2 protein-coding genes are annotated in these 1,650 nt (G+C 45.5%); both read left to right on the top strand.

Translation table 11 applies throughout. From position 1 onward, the window contains the following. A partial coding sequence (locus ACQY6Q_RS10745; protein ID WP_427981244.1) for a glycosyltransferase family 39 protein occupies positions 1-1,294 on the top strand: 1,294 nt, incomplete at its 5' end. Between the two features lie 5 nt (positions 1,295-1,299). Continuing rightward, positions 1,300-1,650: LptF/LptG family permease (locus tag ACQY6Q_RS10740; protein WP_427981242.1), on the top strand; the 351-nt coding region annotated here is incomplete at its 3' end.

Below are 1,650 nucleotides of genomic sequence, written 5' to 3'. Positions count from 1 at the left end.
TGGATGGTCGCTAACCCCAGACTGGGGCTATTACTCGAAACCACCCATGGTAGCCTGGTTTATTTGGCTAAGCACTCATGTATTTGGCGTAAGTGAGTTCAGCACCAAATTACCGGCGCCCCTACTCTATTTAGCGACAGCCTATATAATTCAACTGACAACGGAAAAGCTGTCTACGCCTAAAGCGGGCATTTGGGCATTTGCCATTTTCATATTATCGCCGTTCGTAACGTTAAACTCCTGGTTTGTCACCACCGATGCTCCTCTGATCTTTTTTTGGTCGCTTACTGTCCTGTTTTTTATTTTGGCTGATCAAACCGACAAAACGAGATACTGGCTACTGGCAGGCATATTTGGCGGACTTGGGCTACTCAGTAAATACACCATGATTTTGCTGCCGGCAGCTATCTTTTTTATGTACCTGTTTACGCATCAGTACCACCGACTGATCAAATGGAAGTTTTGGCTCACCATTGTTATTGCGCTACTTGTCTTCAGCCCTAATGTCATTTGGCAAGCCTTAAACGGCTTCCCCAGCTTTATACATACAGCCGAATTAGCCAACAAACCGGGCTGGGATGGCAATCCTCATGAATTTATTCCTGGTCAGCTGATTGTTTTTGGTCCTGTGGCACTAATCGTTTTAATCACCACACTAGGCAAACGATTTCGGAATCAGTATCCGACGGTTTGGTATTGTACTTGGACCCCACTATTCATCTTCAGCCTTAAATCGTTTCAGGGAGAAGCGTTTGTCAATTGGGCGGCCTTCGCTTACGCCAGCGGTGCAATTCTGTCGGGAATTGCAATAAGTACCATGAAATCGTGGATAAAGATCAGTCACTTGGCTCTGAGCATTCTGGTTGCGGTAACCTTTTATCACTACCCGATCATCCAGAAAACGCTGAACATTGTGCCTTCGACAACAAACACACCCTATGCTCGTATAGAAGGTTGGCGAGAATTGTCCCAGCAAGTAGCCGCTGTGGCTCAACAAAACCCAGCTGCTTACGTGGCCTCGAACAGCCGCATGGTAAATGCCTATTTAAGTTACTATTTACCAGAGTCAATACAGAAGTTGCGTACGCTTAATCCTGACAACCATATATCCAACCATTATGAGCTATTTTATCTTCTAAAGGACGAGGAGCGCCCTGTTATCTGGTTAAGCGAAAGGGAACTGACTCAACACCCGATCAATCCAGTGTTGCCCCCGCCCTCACTACTAACCAAGCTTGAGCAACCGGTTTACTCCAGCAACGTTCGGACCTTATGGGTCTACACCATTGAATAAGAAAAATGCGACTACTGTTTAGTTATGTGTTTTTAACAGCGTTACGATTCCAACTTGCCATGTTTGGTGGTTTCTCACTGCTGTTGGTTGGTCAACAGGTTATCAGAATTCTTGAAAAACTCCCCAACATAGAATTGTCGCAGTTAGCACTGATGATCATTTATATAGTGCCCGATGCAATCAATGACATTGCCCCTATCGCGCTGGTATTGGCCGTATTATTAACAGGCAATCAACTCTATAGCCAAAGCGAAATATATATTCTGAAAAACGCGGGCTACGGCCCCATGCGTGCCAGCTTACCACTGCTCATGTTGAGTTTAGTCACCGGATTGGTGATGACTGTTAACGGGTCT

Origin of the sequence: Agarivorans sp., assembly GCF_050295395.1 — a bacterium.
Classification (GTDB): Bacteria; Pseudomonadota; Gammaproteobacteria; order Enterobacterales; family Celerinatantimonadaceae; genus Agarivorans.
Note: the sequence above shows the minus strand (reverse complement) of the source record. Positions and strands in the feature narration are given on the sequence as shown.